The organism is Thioalkalivibrio sp. ALE21, from assembly GCF_003208255.1.
Taxonomy (GTDB): domain Bacteria; phylum Pseudomonadota; class Gammaproteobacteria; order Ectothiorhodospirales; family Ectothiorhodospiraceae; genus Thioalkalivibrio; species Thioalkalivibrio halophilus.
This window is the reverse complement of the sequence record NZ_QKMA01000008.1, coordinates 1-14,439: the sequence shown is the minus strand read 5'-3', so window position 1 is coordinate 14,439 and position 14,439 is coordinate 1. Positions and strand designations below refer to the sequence as shown.

Below are 14,439 nucleotides of genomic sequence, written 5' to 3'. Positions count from 1 at the left end.
GGGGTTCAGGGACGCCGGATCCCGGGGAGGCGGTCGGTGTCGATCTCGTCGATCTGGCGTGGGTCGAGCTGCTGTTCGGCGTAGCGCCGGTACACGCCCTCGTCGACGAACACCCGGAACAGGTCGGGGTCGAGATGGCCGTCCTCGACCATGCGTCCCATGATGGTCAGTGCCTGGGACAGGGGCATGGGCTTCTTGTACGGGCGGTCGGGAGCCGTCAGCGCCTCGAACACGTCGGCGATGCCCATGATGCGTGCCGGGATCGACAGCTGGTCGCGGGTCAGGCCGCGCGGGTATCCGCGTCCGTCCATGCGTTCGTGGTGGCCCAGGGCGTACTCCGGGACCCGCCGGAGGTGACGCGGGAAGGGGAGCTGTTCCAGCATCTGCATGCCCACGGTCATGTGGCCCTCCATGATCCCGCGTTCCTCGTCGTTGAGCGTGCCGCGCCGGATGCACAGATTGCGGACCTCGTTTGCGTCCAGCAATGGACGTTGCGTGCCATCCAGCGCGGTCCAGTGGCGGTGGGCGAGGGCCTCGATACGGGCGATGTCCTCGTCGGTCATGAATTCGCCACCGGTGTTGGAGCGGCGCAGGAATTCGAGGTCCTGGTTCAGGCCCTCGCGGCGTTCGGCGCTGGCGCGATCCACCTCCTGCAGGGCTTCGCTGCCGCCGGGCTGGCGGGCGAGAGCCTCACGCAACTGCCGGATCTCGTGGTCGCGTGCGAGGACCTCGACCCGGTCGCCGATTTCGTCGATGCGGTCGAAGATACCTTCCAGCTTGGTGGACTTTTCCATCACGTGATGCGGCGTGACGACCTTGCCGCAGTCGTGCAGCCAGGCGGCGGTGCGCAGTTCGTAGTAGTCGTCGGGCCCGAACCGGAAATCGCGGACCGCGGGGTCGCCGGATTCGCTGGCGGCCTCGGCCAGCAGCAGGGTGGCCTCGGGGACCCGGCGGCAGTGGGCGCCGGTGGAGGGCGATTTGGCGTCGATGGCGGTGGCGATGACCTGGACGAAGTGGTCGAACAGTTCGCGCAGCTCGTCGATCAGGCGCTGGTTGGTGAGAGCCACCGCGGCCTGCGAGGCGAGTGACCGCGCAAGATCCCGGTCCTGTTCGTCGAACGCCCGGATGCCGCCGTCCACGGTCTTGTTGAGCAGTTGCAGCGCTGCGATGACGTTCCCCTCGTGGTTGCGCAGGGGAACGGTCAGGTTGGAGCAGGTGCGGTAGCCGGTGCGTTCGTCGAAGTCGCGTGTGCCGGAGAAGTCGAACTCTTGTTCGCGGTAGACGTCCTCGATGTTCGCAGTGCGGTCATTGAGTACCGACCACACCACCACCAGACGGTCATTGGGTCGGCCGTCCGGATGGTGGAGGGGGACCGGGGGCAGCTTGCCGTCCACCGGGTCGCCGGTACCGCCAAGGTGCAGGCGCAGGGTATCGTTCTGCACCAGGGCGAATTCGAGCTCCTGGCGGTCGGAATCCAGCAGATACACGGATCCGGCGTCGGCACCGGTCAGGGCCCGGGCGTTGCTCAGGATCTGTTCCAGCAGCTGCGGCTTGTCGCGTTCGGCCGACAGCGCAATCCCGATCTCGTTGAGCCGGCGCACGCGTTCCAGCAGGTCGTCCCGGGCTTGCTCGTTGCTGTGCGTCATGGCGCCTTCCCCGCGGGGTGACCACCGGCCACGCGCGCGATCCGCGTGCCCGGCAGGACTTCCCGCCATTCCCCCTTTGGCAGAATAATGGACCGGACCGGCGTGGCCGTCCAGAAAATCCGGAGGTGTACCCCCGTTGGGTGTTTGCCTAAACTTCGGCTTCCGCCACTCCCCCGGAAACCGCAGCGTGAAATTCTACCTCATAGACCGTCAGTTTTTCCGGCATCCGCAGCATTACCTGCAGCAGGTGGGTGTGGCATTTCTGGTGATCGCGGGGCTGGTGGCGGGACTGGGTATGGTCACCGAGGTGGTCGTGGTGGCGGCCATTGGTTCCAGCGCGTTCATTACCTTCGCGATGCCGCATTATCCGACCGCCACCGCGCGCCGGCTGATCGGCGGGCACGTCCTCTGCATCGCAGTGGGCTGGCTGTGGTCGGTACCGTACGCTGCGGGCGTGTTCGGCAACGGCGATGCCGCCCTCGCGATGGCGGCGGGGGCCGCGCTGGCGAGTGCCAGTCTGGTGATGCTCATTTCGGACACGGCCCATCCGCCGGCGGCCGGGAACGCGATCGCGTTCGCCATCCTCGGGATGTCGCTCCCGCATGTGCTGTTCTCGGTGGTGGCGGTGCTGCTGCTGGCCCTGATCCGTTACATGCTGCGCGGCTGGCTTCGCAACCTGGTGTGAGCCGCGCGGATCAGGCCTCGCGCGGCAGGTCGTGGCTGAGGGCCTCGGCACCCGGGTTGCCGATGATGCACTGGTCGACCTGGCGCAGGCTGCGGGCCACCCATTGCCGCCAGTCGGGGTCGCGGGCATGCCGTTCGACCTCGAGCAGCACCAGACGCTCCACGTTGGGATTGCCCTGTTCCCGCGCATCGGCGCGTGCCCGTTCCAGTTCCTGCCACCCCTCCGGATCCGCCCCGTGCGCGAGTTCCAGCAGGCTGCGGGCACGCTGGAGCCGGATGGTCGGCTGAAAACAGCGGTCGCCGCGCTGCAGCGAGCTGGCCAGTGCCGCATCGGCGATCGTCAGGCATTCCTGCGGATCGGGGGCTCCGCGCCGGATCGCGTCCAGCAGGAACAGCCGGAACAGGGTGCTGACGCCGTCCATCACGCCGCGCATGATCTCCACCTGCTCGCGGATGATGTCCACGGCCTGGTCATCGCCCAGGCGGGTGCGCGCCCAGGCGGACACCGCGATGGCCCCGGTACGCCACAGCGGGTAGTCGTAGGCCTCGGCGATGTCGTGGGCCTTGCGCGAGGCCGCCAGTGTTTCGTGCGGGCGGTCGGCGAAGAAGCCGAGGGCCGAGCGAAAGCTGTAAACGAAGGCCTGGGTCGGCCGGTGATCGAGCTGGTCGGCGTGCTGGCAGGCCCGGTCCATCTCCACCCAGGCTCGCTCGTGGTTGCCGGAAAACAGCAGCGTCCAGGCGAAAAAGGCGCGTGACAGTATGGCGGGGTTCTCGGTGTGGCGGGCGATCAGGTGCGCGTGATCGCGCGGCTGGTAGAGCTCCAGTGCCCTTGTCTGGTGGTCCATGGCCTGGCGGAAGTGCCCGGTCCAGAAGCAGGTGTTGCCCTGGGCGTAGCTGGCGGCGATCCGCAGCAGACGATCACCCGAACGCTCCGCCACCATCTCCGCTTCGTGCGCAAGGCGGGCGGCTTCGTCGAAGCCCTGACAGGATCCGGCTCCATGCCACAGCCCCCACAGTACGCGGAAATGCTCCACGGGGTCGCGCTCGGGCCGCGACAGCTCCGCCGCGCGTTCGAACAGGCCGTGGACCGTGCGCGAGCCGTAGCCCATCAGCGCCAGGCTGGCCGACCCCAGCCCGCTGAGGGCCCGCAGGGTGTCGGCCTCGTTGAGCGAGGCGCTGTCGGCGAGGTCGTTCTGGAGGCAGTCGAGGGCATCCTGAAAGTGCTGCGCCGCTTCCGGCAGCATGCCGCGGGCAAAGGCTTGTTCACCGGCCTGCAGCCAGTGGGTCACCGCTTCGCGGTAACGACCGGCCTGGTGCAGGTGCACTGCGACCCGGCCGCCGGCCGGGGTGCCGTACGGACGTTCCGCCTCTTCCTGCAGCAGATCCGCGAGCCGGTCGTGCAGCCGGGAGCGCTCCGAACGCAGCATGGCTTCCAGTGCGCTTTCCCGGTACAGCGCATGGCGGAAACGGAAGAGGCTTCCCTCGGAGGCGCCGGCCGGTTCGACGAACCCCTTGCGCATCAGCAGTCCCAGTTGCTGGCGGCCGTGATCGGTGGAGCGTTCGAGCAGCCGGGCCAGGATATTGACGCTGAAATCGCGCCCGATGACCGCTGCCGCACGTGCCAGTTCGCGCGCCGGCCCCAGCTGTTCCATGCGCGCGATCAGGAGGTTGTTCAGGCCGGGGGGCAGTTCATCGCCGGGAGTGCCCGGGTGCCCGTGTTCGAGGGCGAAGCGGGTCAGCTCCTCGAGGAACAGGGGGACGCCCTCGCCCCGCGCGACCAGTTCGTCGCGTACCGCGCGTGGCAGGGCCTGGCCGGGGTCCAGCGCGGCCACCAGATGCCCGGCCGCCGCATTGTCCAGCCCCTGCAGAACGATGGACTCCATCTCCACGTCGCGCCATTCGCTGCGATAGCTCATGCGCGCGGTGAACACCACCATCAGGGCGCCATCGCGGCTGCGGTGGTGCAGTCGCCGCAGGAATTCGGAAGTCGCGGAATCCATCCAGTGCAGGTCATCCACGATCAGCAGAAGAGCCCGGCCGCGCATGCCGGTCAGGGTCAGGTCCACCAGGGCGTCGAGCAGGTGGTCGCGGTCGACGTTTCCGGAGCCGAACAGTTCATGGTCCGGCGTGGCGGGCCGGGTCAGCCAGCCGGCAATGGCGGCGGCCTTTTCCGCAGCTTCGCCGTGGCGTTGCAGGAGCCTGCGGAGGAGGCGTTCGGCCGCCACTTGGCGGTTGCGTGTGGCCGCCCATCGTCCCAGCGTCTGGCGTACCGGGGCCAGCAGCTGGCGGGCCGTGTCCTCGCGGCATTTGAGGGCCCGGACCACGCCGTGACCATCCACCTGTTCGGCCAGGCCGCGAGCCAGACGGCTCTTGCCCATGCCCGCCTCGCCCTGGATCAGGACCCAGCGGGAGCCGCCACGACGCGCCCGGTCCCATTCGCCCCGCAGGCGGCGCAGTTCCGCATCGCGGCCGGCCAGCGGGGCCTGACGGGTCGCCGGGCGCGCATCCACGCGGTCGCGCGGACCCGGGTCTTCGATGACCCGGAAGCCGCCGGGACGTCCGCGCCAGGGCTGGAATTCAAAGAAACCTTCGAGGTTTTCCCGCAGCTCGGGCGACACCCACAGGATGCCGGGGCGCAGGGAACGCGCGATGGCCTGGACGCGTGCGGTGAAACGGCCGGCAGGGTCGGGGATGTCGGGGTCGTCACCGGTGATCACGGTGTCGATGTCCACCGCCGCGCGCAGTTCGACCCCGGACGGCGCGGTGCCCAGGGCCTGCCAGGCCGCCCGGACCGCGTCCATCATGGCCTCCTCGCGCCCGGCCGGGTAGCCGAAATATGCCAGCAGGCCCTGTCCCGGGGCGCGTACTACGTGGCCGTGATGCGCCAGCAACAGAGCGTCCAGCGTTTCCAGCGCCGTACGAATCCGTTCCCATTGTTCTTCGATGTCCAGGTGTTCGGGGGCCCGCAGATCGCAGACCACGAGCACCAGCCGGCGGCGCTCCTGGCGCAGGCCGATGGCAGAGGCCGGAGCGCGGTCGGTCCGCTGCGCGGCACCTTCATCGCGCGCGCGTTCGAGCTGTTCGCGGATTTCGGTCAGCGCCGGCCCGGGAGCGTAGCCGTCGGTTTCTTCCAGGAGCTGTTCGACGCGGCGATAGTGTTCTTCGGCACGTGCCGGCTGGCCGGCCAGCAGCAGGGTCCGCAGAAACACCGCATTCAGGGCCTCGTCTGCCGGGGCGAGGTCCAGCAGGCGACGCATCTCGCGGATCCCGCGTTCCGGTTCGCCCGCCCGCCGCAGATATTCGTGGAGGCGCTCGACCGAGGCGCGCGCATGCGACCACTGGACGTCGCGCTGCTGTCGTACCCAGGCCTCCAGGCGGGGCAGGCCTTCGGCCACCGCGTCGGTGGCGAGGAAATGCCCCTGGTACAGTTCCAGGCGTGCCAGCTCGCGGTCGGCAAGGTTCAGGGCGTCATCCGGGCTGGTTTCGGGCGGAGCGACGTACGCGGTCGCGAGGGAGGTGTCTTCGGCAGTGATCCGGAGGAAATCGGCGTGGCAGCGATCGTCGAGCCGGAAGCCGACGTCGCGGGTCGCCGCCTGCAGGTTTTCCGCGAGGGTGTCGCCCAGGTGGCGGCGGATCTGGAACAGGCCCTGACGCAGATTGACGCGGGCGTTGTTGGAATCGAGTTCGGGCCAGAAGAGTTCGGCCAGTTCGCGGCGCGGGACACGGCGGGGGCTCTCGGCGACCAGATAGGTCAGGAGCAGCCCGGCCTTGGTCCCGGACAGGGCCGGAATCTCGCGGTCGTCCACGCTGACCCGCTCGGTCCCGAGCGTCGTGATCTCCAGTTGCGCCAAGGCCTTCCCCCCGTGCCGACCACCGGCCATTCGGATCATACCAGTGTTGGCCGGGGCGCTGCATGACCCCTGGAGCACCAGGGTTGGGCGGGGTGGTGTCAGTCGATGCGGATGGTGCTGTACCCCTGCCGCTCGTAGCCCATGATGGACAGGAAGGTGTTGCCGACCAGCTCGATGCCGGGCAGCAGGTCCCGTTGTCCGAGATCGAAGCGCCGGGTGGCGATGCTGCAGGCCTCCATGTGCACGTTGTCGAGACCCTGCAGGTCCTGCAGGCGGTCGTGCAGGCGTTCGACCGCGTCGGCGTCGGCGAGGTCGAGATGATCGGTGGATTCCGCGACCAGTCCGGCAGCCCCGCCACGGAAGGCGAAGATCATGTGCGGTTCCAGGCCCTGGCGCTGCATGTCTTCGCGGGTCTCGAGGATCACGTCCAGACGGGCGATCAGGCGTTCGGGATCGCCCAGGGTCACGTCCCAGAGGATGCGTCCTTCCTCGAGTCCGTCGATGGCGCGATCGTCGCCCGGCTTGTCCGCCAGTGCGGGCAGCGCCAGGGCCAGCAGGAGCAGGAGCGCCAGACCGCGGAACAGGCCGGAGATCGAGCTGGAGATCGGGGAATGGTCGTGTGTCATCGGTCGCCTCCGTCGGATGCATTACTTGAAGATAGCAGGTGACGCTCCGCCAGCACGCGATAGGGGCCGGGGTGGCCGTCACGACCGGATTCGATCAGCACCAGATGGTTTGCATGCCAGACCACGGGGACGGCCGGTGCCTCGACTTCGGGCGGCGTCGGCGCGTGGCGGCGCAGGGTCACGTGCGGGTGGAACGGGCGCTCTTCGAGCCGGACCCCGGCGGCACGGCAGGCCCGGGCCGCGGCGCTGGCGAGGGTCTCCAGCGCCGGCGGGATGGATGAGGGCCCGATCCAGCTGACTCGGGCACCGCGGAAATGCCCGTAGCGGTCCAGGTGCAGGTCCACGGCATGTGCCGGGAACGCCGGCAGGGCCTGCGCCAGGGCCTCGGCGACCGACGCATCCACGGTGCCGGCAAAGGCCAGGGTCAGATGCAGGTGGGCGTGCGGTACCGGACGCCCCGGGCCCGGCAGTTCCCGGGCCCGCGCATGCAGGGCATCGCGGGTGGACGAGTCCGGCCACAGGGCAAAGAAGACCCGGCGTTCGGCGGGCGTGGCAGTCACGGCGTTCACGGGCGCGGCAGGTTCTCGCGCTGGCGGCGTTCCCACAGGGTCTTGCGGCTGATGCCCAGGGCACGGGCGAGTTCGGTCTCGTTCATGCGGGTCTGATTCTCCAGCACGAACTGGCGGAAGTAGTCGTTGAGGCTGGTGCTCGCCGGGGGCTCCGGGGACGCGGGGCCGCTGGCGGCTGGCGCGCTGGCATCGAGGCCGAGGTGCGCGGGCTCGATACGTGCTTCCGGGGCCAGCACCGCGCCGCGTTCCAGTGCGTTGGCCAGCTCACGGACGTTGCCGGGCCAGTCATGGCGGCGCAGGAGCTCCAGGGCCGCCGGTGTCAGCTCCGGCGGGCCGCCGGCGGAGCTGCGTTCGGCCAGGAAATGCCGGGCCAGGACTTCGATGTCCTCCGGTCGTTCGCGCAGGGGCGGGATCGCCAGTTCCAGCACCCGCAGGCGGTAATACAGATCGGCGCGGAAGCCGCCGTCGGCGATCATGCGCTCGAGGTCACGATGGGTAGCGGCCAGCAGCCGGACATCCACCTGCCGGGCCTCGCTGGATCCCACCGGCCGGATCTCGCCATCCTGCAGAAAGCGCAGCAGGCGGGCCTGGGCGGCCGGGGCGAGTTCGCCGATCTCGTCGAGGAACAGCGTGCCGCCGTGGGCACTCGCGATCAGGCCGGTGCGGGCCTGTACGGCCCCGGTGTAGGCCCCCTGGGCGTGGCCGAACAGCTCCGCCTCCACCAGGCCCTCGGGGATGGTCGCGCAGTTGACCGCGACGAAGGGACCGCCGGCCCGCGGCCCCAGACGGTGCAGTGCCCGCGCGGCCAGTTCCTTGCCGGTGCCGGATTCCCCGCGCAGCAGCACGGTGGACTCGGTTTGTCCGATGCGGCGGATCTGTTCGCGCAGGTGGCGGATACCGGGGCTGTCGCCCTTGAGGCCCAGGTCGTCGCTGCCGGTGTCCCGCTCCGCGTCCGCGTCGGGCTGCGCGCCGGCGCGTCGGCGCAGGGTGGCCCGCAGCGTCAGCAGCAGGGCGTCGTGGTCGAACGGCTTGGCGATGTAGTCCGCGGCGCCGTTTTTCATCGCCTCCACCGCCGACGGCACCGAGGCGTAGCTGGTCATGATCACCACCGGCGCGCGGGTCTCGCCCAGCAGCTGCGTGCCTTCGCCGTCGGGCAGGCGCAGGTCGGCCAGCAGCAGGTCCGGCTCGCCGCGCGCCAGCAGCCCGCGTGCCCGGGCGAGATCCTCCGCGGTGTCCACCGTCAGGCCGTGGTGGACCAGATAGCGGCTCACCGCACGCCGGATCGGGGCCTCGTCGTCCACCAGCAGGATGCGCGTCATGACGGATCTCCTCCGGGGAGCGTGAGCAGGAAGCGGGCGCCGCCCTCGGGGCGGTTGCTGGCGGTCAGGGTACCACCGTGATCCTGCACGATGGAGTAGGCGACCGGCAGCCCCAGCCCGGTACCCTGGCCGGTGGGCTTGGTGGTGAAGAAGGGCTCGAACAGCCGGTCCAGGCTGTCGGGCTCGATGCCCGTGCCCTCGTCCTCCACCACCACCCGGACGCGTCCGTCGCGGCGTTCCGCGCCCACGCGCACCGTGGCCCCCTCGGGCGAGGCCTGTTCGGCGTTGGTCAGCAGGTTGATGAAGACCTGCAGCAGGGGCCCGCGGGCCCCCCGGACCTGCAGCCCCGGGGCGTCCAGCCCGGAGGTCACGAAGTGCAGGTCCTTGCGGCCGGCCAGCCGGGTCAGGCGGATGGCCTCGTGGATCAGTTCCGCGGGGTCGAGGTCTTCGAACCGGCTGCCGGCCGGTTCCTCGGCATGGGCGAAGGTGATCAGCGACTGCACGATGTCGTTGATGCGACGGGTCTGTGCCAGGACGTCGTCGGCGATCGCACGGATCTCGTCGGGGTCGTCTTCCAGCGGCAGGGTCTGCGCGAGCGAGGCGATGCCGGTCAGGGGGTTGCCGATCTCGTGCGCGACCCCGGCGGCGAAACGGCCGATCGAGGCCAGGCGGTCGCTGTGGGCGATCTCCGCCTCCAGCTGGGCGCGGTCCGTGACATCCTCGATCAGGATGATGCGTCCCTCGCGCCGCCCCTCGGAATCCAGCAGGTCGGATTTGTGGAGGTTCAGCCGCCGGCCGCCGTCCTCCAGTTCCAGATGCAGCTTGTACCATTGTCGGTCGGGGCTCTCGATGAACGCCGTCAGCAGCCCCCGCCAGGGTCGCGGCAGGCTGTCCAGCGGCTGCCCGGTGGCGGTGTCCGGCGGGATGCCGGTCAGCTGGCCGAGGGCCTGGTTCCAGCCGGTGATCTCGCCGCTGGCGGTCAGGCTGGCCACGCCCAACGGCAGTTCGTGCAGGATCTGGCGGTGGAAACGGCGCAGGGCATCCAGTTCGGCGGCCAGCCCGGACAGCGGCAGGGCGCGCGTCTCCAGCTGTTCCTCCACCCGGCGCAGACTCTCGCCCAGGGTATGGCGGCCGGCGGCGTCCAGGCGCAGGTGCTGGTCGACGATCATGCGTGCCAGCACCGGCCCCAGCAGTCCGGAGAGGTTGCGCTCGATGCGTTCGCGCAGGCGCCGCAGATCACTGCGCGAACGGGTGTGGCGCGGCAGGCCCAGTTCGTCCAGCGCCCGCTGCACCTCGTGGTGCGCCGGTCCCGGACCCAGGGTAGCGGCCAGCGCGGTCTCCATCTCGCCCACGTCACCGGCCAGCGGCAGCCCGCCGGCGGTTCCCGCGGTGGCGTCGCCCGGGCAACAGGCACGGCCGGCCTCGCGCTCCTCCGGATTGGGCCGGGTCAGCAGGGATACCGCCACGAACAGCAGCGCGTTGACCCCCAGGCTGAGGGTCAGGGCGAACGTCCAGGGGTCGAGATGGCCGGCCTGCAGCCAGTTCCGCGGGTCCGGCAGGCCGGGCAGGATGCCGGCGGTGTCCAGCAGTGGCAGCACCAGGGTGAACATCCAGCCGAGGATGCCGGCACCGAGGCCGGCGAGGAAGCCGAAGCGGGTGGCCCGGTTCCAGAACAGCAGCCCGGCCAGCCCCGGCAGCAGCTGGGCCACGGCGGCGAACGAGATCAGGCCCAGTTCGGCCAGCCCTTCGACCACCTGCAGCACGCCGTAGAAGGCGTAGCCCAGACCGATGATCAGTACCACCCAGGTGCGGCGGGCCCACAGCAGGCGGCGGTACAGGTTGCTGCCCGGCGCGTCGTCTTCCTGTAGCCGGCCGATCGGGGTGAGGTAATTGGTGCCCATGTGGGCCAGGGCCAGGGTGGTCACGATCATCATCGCGCTGGCTGCCGAGACCCCGCCGATGAACACCAGCAGCGCCAGCGTGGCCGAGTCCAGCCACCCGGCGATGCCGATGGCGTAGTAGTTGGGGTCGATCGCGAGCCCGGCCGCCTCGCCGGCCCAGTAGAGCACCGGCATCGGCAGGTTCAGCAACAGCAGGAAGGCCGGAAACGCCCACGCCGCACGGTTCAGGGCGCGCGGATCGATGTTTTCGGTGAACAGCATGTGGAACTGGCGCGGCAGCAGGAACGCGGCGGCGAAGGCCAGCACCATCATCGCGAACCAGCCGCCCTCGCGCACCGGGGCGTAGAGTGCCTCGGTGGCCCCGGGGTTGGCGTCCAGCCATTCGTTCAGTCCGGCCGGTCCGCCGAACACCGCGAACAGCGCGACCCCAGCGATGCCGAGGATCGCGATCAGCTTGATCAGCGACTCGAAGGCGATGGCCAGCACCAGCCCCGCGTGTTTTTCGCGCGGGGCGATGTGGCGGGCACCAAAGAGGATGGCGAACGCGGCGATGGTGACCGAGAACGCCAGCGCCAGCAGGTGGGGCGGGGTCTCGGCCGTCAGTACTGCGGCGGATTCGGTGACCGCCTTGATCTGCAGGGCGATGTACGGGAGGACTCCGGCGAGCATGAACAGCGCGACCACCGGCCCGGTCAGGCGGCTGCGGTAGCGGAACGCGAACAGGTCTGCCAGCGAGGTGAGCTGCTGCTCGCGGGTCAGGCGCAGCAGCGGTCGCAGCAGCCACGGGGTGGCGGCAAAGGCCAGGGTCACACCGAGATAGATGGTCAGGTAAAGATAGCCCTGCTCGGCGAGAAAGCCGATGTTGCCGTAGAACGTCCAGGAGGTGGCGTACACCCCCAGCGACAGGCTGAAGACCCACGGGCTGGCGGCCAGACGGCCGACCCGCGAGCTGCGGTCGGCAACAAAGGCGATGCCGAACAGGATCGCCAGGTAGGCCACGCCCACCGCATAGATGAGGCCCAGGCTAAGGGTCACGCCGCCGTCCGGTGGCCAGTGCCACCACGCCGACAAAGCCCGCCCAGATGGCGAAGGGCCACCACCAGGCCGGCGCGGCTCCGGCCAGCCACAGCACCGGCGGGCCGAGGAACAGCAGCACGCCCAGCAGCGTGATCAGGACGCCGTGCGAGGTGTCCATGTCAGGCTTCTCCGTCGGGCCAGGGCAGGTGGCTGGCAGGCGGCAGCCGCCGGGCCAGTGGACGCCGAGCGAGGTGGTTCAGGGCCTCATTCAGCTGGACCTCCGGGGCATCGGGGCACAGCGGATCCGAGGGCGTCAGCTCGATGATCTCCAGGATCCGCGCCAGCACCCGGCGGGCCGCATCGTCATGCACCCCGGCGGCGCCGGTATGCTTGGAGAGCTTGTCGCCGTCACCACCCACCAGCACCGGGTGGTGGGCATGCTCCGGCGGGGCCAGCCCCAGCGCCGCATACAGCTGCAGCTGGCGTGCGGTGGACCCCAGCAGGTCGATGCCGCGCACCACGTCGGTCACGCCCAGTTCGTGATCGTCGATCACGGTCGCCAGCTGATAGGCATGCAGCCCGCCGGCACGGCGGATCACAAAATCCCCGCCCAGGGCCTCCAGATCCAGGCACAGGGGGCCCTGGAAGCGGTCTTCCACGGTCCAGTGACGGGTCGCGGCGCGGGCACGCAGCGAGCGCCCCTCGCGTCCCCGGGGCAGCCCCGGGCGGCAGGTGCCCGGATAGACCGGGCCTTCCCAGCCGGCGACGCCGGCGGTCCGGATCTCGCGCCGGGTGCAGGCGCAGGCAAAGGCATGGCCGGATTGCAGCAGGTGGTCGACGGCCGCGGCGTAGGCGTCGTCGCGGTTCGACTGGCGGGTGAGCGGGCCGTCCCAGCCCAGGCCGAGGACGTCGAGAGTGGCGAGGATCGCATCCTCGGCACCGGCCCGGACGCGCGGGAGGTCGATGTCATCGATGCGCAGGTGCCAACGCCCGCCGACCGCGCGGGCGTCCAGCCAGGAGATGACGGCGGCGAGTACGGAACCGGCATGCAGGGGGCCCGAGGGCGTGGGCGCGAAGCGGCCGACGTACGGGCGGTCGGGCGCGGATGACATGCCGGGCGGGCAGGGGGACGGGCGGGTGCGGCCCGGTGCGGGCCGCACCGGGACCCGTCACGCCATCTGCTTTTCCTTGATCTCGGCCAGCTGCTTGCAGTCGATGCACAGCGTCGCGGTGGGCCGCGCTTCCAGCCGACGAATGCCGATCTCCACGCCGCAGGCCTCGCAGTAGCCGTAATCGCCGCTCTCGATCGAGCGCAGGGCCTCGTCGATCTTCTTGCTCAGCTTGCGTTCGCGATCGCGTTCGCGCAGTTCGAGGCCGAACTCTTCTTCCTGGGTGGCGCGGTCCGCCGGATCGGCGAAGTTGGCCGCGTCCTGGCGCATGTGGCCCACCGTGCGATCCACTTCCTGCGCGAGCTCTTCGCGCCAGGCCTCCAGAAGCTGGCGGAAATGCTCGAGCTGGTCCGGATTCATGTACTCTTCGTCCGGCTTCGGCTCGTAGGGCGCGATGCCTCCGGCGACCATGTGTTTCGTGGACGGCTTGGCGTTGGCGTCTTCAGCCATGCTGGGTGTTCTCCGGCTCGAAATTAAGGCGCACTTAGTACCAGAGAAGGGGGGCACGAGCAAGTGGTGTGCCATCATTTCATCCCATTAACATGTTCTGATTTACGCGCGGAGGCGGTTTTTTCATGGCATCCCTGCAGGCTTTGATCTTCGACGTCGACGGCACCCTGGCCGACACCGAGCGCGACGGCCACCGGGTGGCCTTCAACCGGGCCTTTGCCGAGGCCGGACTGGACTGGGAATGGAGCATGGAGCGCTATGGCGAGCTGCTGCGCGTGACCGGCGGCAAGGAACGCATCCGCCAGTACCTGACGGAAGACCACCCCCGAGTGCTGGAGGAATCGGGCATCGATGACCGCATCCGGGCCCTGCACGAGGCCAAGACCCGCCACTACGTGGCGATGCTGGAGGGCGGCGCGATCCCGCTGCGCCCGGGGGTGGAGCGCCTGCTGGACGAGGCCGCCGCGGCCGGTCTGCGCCTGGCGATCGCGACCACCACCACGCCGGCGAACGTGACCGCGCTGCTGCGCGCGACCCTGGGCGAGGAGGGGCCGGGGCGCTTCGAGGTGATCGCCGCCGGCGACATCGTGCCGGCGAAGAAGCCGGCCCCGGACATCTACACCCATGCGCTGGCCGAGATGGGCCTGACGGCCGCGGACGCGCTGGCGCTGGAGGATTCGGACAACGGGGTGCGCTCGGCCCGTGATGCCGGGCTGGAGGTGGTCGTCACCACCAACGATTACACCCGCGACCAGGATTTTTCCGGGGCGCTGGCCGTGCTGGACGGCTTTGGCGAACCGGGGGCCCCGGCGCGGTCGCTGGGCGGGGTGGCGCTGGACGGGGACATGGTGGACGTGGCCACCCTGCGCCGCTGGTTCGACCACGCCCGGTCGTGAAATCGGCCGGAGGGCCGGCCTCCCACCGGGGGCCAGGGTTCGCCCTGTAGATACCGTGTCTCGCTTACTGGCTGCAACCGGTGCTACAGCGAGGTTGGTACGGCTGCTGCGACTTCAGCACACCGAAGGCGATGTGGAGCAACTTCCGCATTGCGGCGCCGATCGCGGCCATCTTCGCCTTCCCACGCCGCAACAGGCGCTGGTATTGATCCCGAACGTCGGCGTTGTGATGCGCGGCGGCGATCGCTGCCATGTAGAGCTTGCGTCGCAGACCGCTTGACCCCGTCTTCGCCAGCCGCGGTTGCCGCTGG

At 69.9% G+C, this 14,439-nt stretch carries 12 protein-coding genes; 2 read left to right on the top strand and 10 right to left on the bottom strand.

Annotated features, from left to right (window positions below):
• Positions 1-5: 5 nt before the first annotated feature.
• Positions 6-1,646: an HD family phosphohydrolase gene (locus D893_RS08135; RefSeq protein WP_077244954.1), complete on the bottom strand. Its 1,641-nt coding sequence runs from the start codon at positions 1,644-1,646 to the stop codon at positions 6-8.
• A gap of 187 nt (positions 1,647-1,833) precedes the next feature.
• On the opposite strand from D893_RS08135, the gene D893_RS08130 reads away from it, so the two are divergent.
• On the top strand, positions 1,834-2,331 hold the full coding sequence (locus D893_RS08130) for an HPP family protein (RefSeq protein ID WP_018946228.1): 498 nt from the start codon (positions 1,834-1,836) through the stop codon (positions 2,329-2,331).
• A 10-nt stretch (positions 2,332-2,341) separates the two neighbouring features.
• Here D893_RS08130 and D893_RS08125 read toward each other — a convergent pair whose 3' ends face one another.
• The 8 genes from D893_RS08125 to dksA are packed head-to-tail and all read right to left on the bottom strand — an operon-like array spanning position 2,342 to position 13,232.
• Positions 2,342-6,220, bottom strand: a complete 3,879-nt coding sequence (locus tag D893_RS08125; protein WP_110619510.1) for an AAA family ATPase — start codon at positions 6,218-6,220, stop codon at positions 2,342-2,344.
• 59 nt (positions 6,221-6,279) lie between these two features.
• Positions 6,280-6,807: a hypothetical protein gene (locus D893_RS08120; protein WP_018946226.1), complete on the bottom strand. Its 528-nt coding sequence runs from the start codon at positions 6,805-6,807 to the stop codon at positions 6,280-6,282.
• The gene (thpR, locus tag D893_RS08115; protein WP_018946225.1) at positions 6,804-7,376 is read right to left on the bottom strand and encodes an RNA 2',3'-cyclic phosphodiesterase; all 573 of its coding nucleotides are present in this window, start codon (positions 7,374-7,376) and stop codon (positions 6,804-6,806) included. Before thpR ends, D893_RS08120 begins: the two co-directional genes overlap by 4 nt.
• The gene (locus D893_RS08110) at positions 7,373-8,695 is read right to left on the bottom strand and encodes a sigma-54 dependent transcriptional regulator (protein WP_110619509.1); all 1,323 of its coding nucleotides are present in this window, start codon (positions 8,693-8,695) and stop codon (positions 7,373-7,375) included. The genes thpR and D893_RS08110 overlap by 4 nt, the downstream gene beginning before the upstream one ends.
• Complete coding sequence (locus D893_RS08105; RefSeq protein WP_018946223.1) at positions 8,692-11,631, bottom strand: sensor histidine kinase; 2,940 nt, start codon at positions 11,629-11,631, stop codon at positions 8,692-8,694. The genes D893_RS08110 and D893_RS08105 overlap by 4 nt, the downstream gene beginning before the upstream one ends.
• On the bottom strand, positions 11,621-11,791 hold the full coding sequence (locus tag D893_RS13810; protein WP_018870925.1) for a hypothetical protein: 171 nt from the start codon (positions 11,789-11,791) through the stop codon (positions 11,621-11,623). Before D893_RS13810 ends, D893_RS08105 begins: the two co-directional genes overlap by 11 nt.
• A 1-nt stretch (position 11,792) precedes the next feature.
• The gene (gene gluQRS / locus D893_RS08100) at positions 11,793-12,725 is read right to left on the bottom strand and encodes a tRNA glutamyl-Q(34) synthetase GluQRS (protein WP_026288892.1); all 933 of its coding nucleotides are present in this window, start codon (positions 12,723-12,725) and stop codon (positions 11,793-11,795) included.
• Positions 12,726-12,782: 57 nt separating this feature from the next.
• Positions 12,783-13,232, bottom strand: a complete 450-nt coding sequence (gene dksA, locus D893_RS08095) for an RNA polymerase-binding protein DksA (RefSeq protein WP_018870927.1) — start codon at positions 13,230-13,232, stop codon at positions 12,783-12,785.
• A 125-nt stretch (positions 13,233-13,357) separates the two neighbouring features.
• On the opposite strand from dksA, the gene D893_RS08090 reads away from it, so the two are divergent.
• Entirely contained in the window at positions 13,358-14,128 is a 771-nt protein-coding gene (locus D893_RS08090; protein WP_018946221.1) for an HAD family hydrolase, read from the top strand.
• Positions 14,129-14,192: 64 nt separating this feature from the next.
• On the opposite strand, the gene D893_RS08085 is transcribed toward D893_RS08090, so the two are convergent.
• A partial coding sequence (locus tag D893_RS08085; protein WP_146220544.1) for a transposase occupies positions 14,193-14,439 on the bottom strand: 247 nt, incomplete at its 5' end.

Bases quoted from the DNA above. Each gene is read 5' to 3' on its own strand.
- D893_RS08125 (WP_110619510.1), bottom strand. From the start codon at position 6,220: ATGATCCGAATGGCCGGTGGTCGGCACGGGGGGAAGGCCTTGGCGCAA.
- gluQRS (WP_026288892.1), bottom strand. From the start codon at position 12,725: ATGTCATCCGCGCCCGACCGCCCGTACGTCGGCCGCTTCGCGCCCACG.
- dksA (WP_018870927.1), bottom strand. From the start codon at position 13,232: ATGGCTGAAGACGCCAACGCCAAGCCGTCCACGAAACACATGGTCGCC.
- D893_RS08090 (WP_018946221.1), top strand. From the start codon at position 13,358: ATGGCATCCCTGCAGGCTTTGATCTTCGACGTCGACGGCACCCTGGCC.
- D893_RS08135 (WP_077244954.1), bottom strand. From the start codon at position 1,646: ATGACGCACAGCAACGAGCAAGCCCGGGACGACCTGCTGGAACGCGTG.
- D893_RS08120 (WP_018946226.1), bottom strand. From the start codon at position 6,807: ATGACACACGACCATTCCCCGATCTCCAGCTCGATCTCCGGCCTGTTC.
- D893_RS08110 (WP_110619509.1), bottom strand. From the start codon at position 8,695: ATGACGCGCATCCTGCTGGTGGACGACGAGGCCCCGATCCGGCGTGCG.
- D893_RS13810 (WP_018870925.1), bottom strand. From the start codon at position 11,791: ATGGACACCTCGCACGGCGTCCTGATCACGCTGCTGGGCGTGCTGCTG.